Source organism: Arhodomonas sp. AD133 (genome assembly GCF_051195215.1).
Taxonomy (GTDB): domain Bacteria; phylum Pseudomonadota; class Gammaproteobacteria; order Nitrococcales; family Nitrococcaceae; genus Arhodomonas.
Genome location: NZ_JBNAZM010000104.1, coordinates 1 through 3,310, shown reverse-complemented (window position 1 = coordinate 3,310; position 3,310 = coordinate 1). Strand labels below are relative to the sequence as shown.

1 pseudogene is annotated in these 3,310 nt (G+C 67.0%); it reads left to right on the top strand.

Going from position 1 to position 3,310, the window contains the following annotated elements:
• Positions 1-3,310, top strand: a pseudogene (locus ACPEES_RS22950) (RHS repeat-associated core domain-containing protein); the annotation flags it as partial.

The following is a 3,310-nucleotide window of genomic DNA, read 5'->3' as shown; positions in this document are numbered from 1 at the left end:
GGTGCCGGTGGGCTACTACGACAACGACGCCGGCGCCTGGACCCCCTACGACAACGGCCGCATCGTCGAAGTGCTCGACATCGACGCCGGCCGCGCCGTGCTCGACGTCACCGGCGACGGCGACCCCGCCACCGCCGACGAGCTCGCCGAGCTCGGCATCACCGAGGCCGAACGCACGAAGCTCGCCGAGCTCTACGACCCCGGCGACAGCCTCTGGCGCGTCGCCCTGGAGCACTTCTCCACCTGGGACTGTAACTGGCCTTGGGGGCCGCCGCTGGGCGCGGGCCCGCTGGATATACCGCCGCCCCTTGGGCCCGGTGGCAACATGCCCGGCAACGAGGGTAACGAATGCCCCGGCTGCAGCATCCTCGCCCAGCGCCAGACCGTGGGTGAGGAGATCGATATCGCCGGCACGCCCTTCTCGCTTCACTACCAAAGCGATCGGGCCGAGGGCTACGGGTCGAGCAGCGTCACCGTGCCGCTTGCGGGCGACGATGTGCCATCGAGCCTGGAATCTATCGAGCTCCGCATCCGGATCGCCGGCCAGCGCATGACGAAGACGTTCGATCCGGCCACCAACCTTAGCCACACCTTCACCTGGGATGGTTTGGATACCGTGGGGCGGCCCGTGTATGGCAGCTCCATGGCCACTATTCGCATTTCTTACCGTTATCCGTGCGAGTACCGGCCAGGTGACAACGGATTCGGTAATGTCAGTGATTCCACGACAGTGCTGGGCACCCGCGAAGACTGCGAAGGTTTCATCTACCCCCGCACTCATCAGGTGATGCTCGACTCGCCGTTCAAACTGGCGCCGAACGTTGTCGGCAACTGGTCCCTGGACGTGCTCCATCGGCTGAACGTGCCGTCGAAGCGGCTGGCATTAGGTGATGGCGGTCTGCGGACGCTTGGTGGGCTCGGTGTGATCGACACCGTTGCCGGGAATGGCGACTCTAGTTATAGCGGTGATGGGGGCCCGGCCGCGGAAGCGGGCTTGGATTTCCCCGTAAGTGTTGCCCTAGGTCCTGACGGCAGCCTGTTCATCGTGACGGAACTCGACCATCGGGTGCGCCGCGTGAGTCCCGATGGCACGATTGCCACCGTCGCGGGCACCGGCGTCGCCGGCTACAGCGGCGACGGCGGGCCAGCGACCGCGGCGCAGCTCCACAGGCCAGAGAGCGTTGCGGTCGCGGACGACGGCAGCCTGTACATCGCCGATACTAGTAACCATCGCGTGAGGCGGGTCGATCCCAATGGGATCATCACGACGGTGGCTGGCAATGGGGAGCAGGGCACGAGTGGGGATGGTGGCCCTGCAACCCAGGCGGAACTCAGTTACCCTCGGGGCGTAGCCGTTGGCGCTGACGCGAGCGTGTATATCGCCCAAACATTCAGTGACGTAGTGCGACGCGTGGGGCCCAACGGGATCATCACGACGGTTGCTGGTAATGGTTACCGAGGGGATGAAGGCGACGGCGGGCCGGCCACACAGGCGCGCCTCCATTACCCTGAAGGCATCGCCATTGGACCGGACGGCAGCCTCTACATCGCGGGCCGCGGTAGCGACAAGGTGCGCCGGGTGGGCCCGGACGGCATCATTACCACGGTCGCGGGGACGGGCGAGGATGGCTACAGTGGCGACGGCGGCCCGGCCACGGCCGCGCAGTTGTTCGATCCCGAAGGGGTCACGGTGGGCCCGGACGGCAGTGTCTACATCGCCGACCAAGGCAACGATCGCATACGGCAGGTGACCCCGAGCGGTCGCATTGTCACCGTGGCCGGGGCCGGTCATGGGTCGCTGTTTGGCGGAGACGGTGGGCCCGCCACAGAAGCGGTACTGAGTAGCCCCTATGATGTCGCCGTGTCCTCTGACGGGGCGCTGTACCTCGCTGATACGAGCCATCACCGAGTGCGTCGAGTCAGTCATTGGGCCCCCGATGGGGATGAGAACCAGGTTCTCCCGCTCGCATCACAACATGGACGGCTTCAGTACGTCTTTGACACGAGCGGTCGTCACCTCCGTACAGAAAACGCGCTCACGGGGCAGACCCTTCGCCGTTTCGAGCGCGATAGCGAAGGTCGCGTCATCGCGATCACCGACGCGGACAACAACACCACCACGATCGAACGCAATGTGGCCGGTCGTGCCACGGCGATCGTCGCCCCGGACGGCCAGCGCACCAGCCTGACCGTCACCGATAGCGGTCACCTCACCGACGTGGCGAGTCCGGGCAGCCGCGCGTGGTCGATGGCCTATGACGACAGCGGCCTGCTGACACGCTTCACCGATCCCGAGGGCAACGCGAACACCTTCATGTACGACGCCACCGGGTATCTCGCGCGCGACGAGGGGCCAGAAGGTTTCCTTTGGGCTTTGAATCGCGAGTCCGTCGATGACGGCTACCGGGTCGACATGACCACAGGAGAGAGTCGCCTCCACCGTTTCACGACACAGCGCCCGGACGGCGCAACCCGTGTCTACACCAACGAGGCGCCGGACGGCACCGTCACCAAACGCACCCACACCGATGCGGGCGAGATGACCATCGAGCGCCCCGACGGCACAGCGCTGTTCGTGAACGAGACCCCGGATCCCCGCTTCGGCATGACCGCGCCAGTCATCGGCGAGCGCCGCATCAGCCTGCCCTCCGGCACCGAGCGGGTGGTGACCACCGAACGCTCGGTGGAACTCGCCGACGAGTCGGACCCGCTGTCCCTGACGAGCCTCGTGGACACCATCACCACCAACAGCCGCGAGGCCACCGCCGCCTACGACGCGGCGAGCCGCCAGTGGACCTACACGTCCCCCGAGGGCCGGGTGGTCACCGAAACCCGGGACGCCGTCAGCCGCCCCGTCCGGCGGGAAGTGACCGGCCTGGCTGCCGTCCAGCGCAATTACGATACCCGCGGCCGCCTCGCCTCCGTCGTCCAGGGCAGTGGCAGCGACGAGCGCCGCATCACGTTCGACTACCACGCCACCGGCGAGCAGGCCGGCTATCTCGCGGCAGTCACCGACCCGATGAACCGCACGGTAAGCTTTACCGTGGACGCCGACGGCCGCGTCACTGAGCAGACGTTGCCGGATGGCCGGACCGTCGGCTACCAGTACGACGGCAACGGCAACCTCACCGCGCTCACGCCGCCGGGCCGCAGCGCTCACGTCTTCGAGTACGACGGCCTCGATCAGCGCGCGGGCTACACGCCGCCCACCATCCCGGCGGGCGACACCGTTACCCGCTACCGCTATAACCGCGACCGCCAGCTCACCGCCATCGAGCGGCCCACGGGCACCACCGTCGGCTTCGACTAC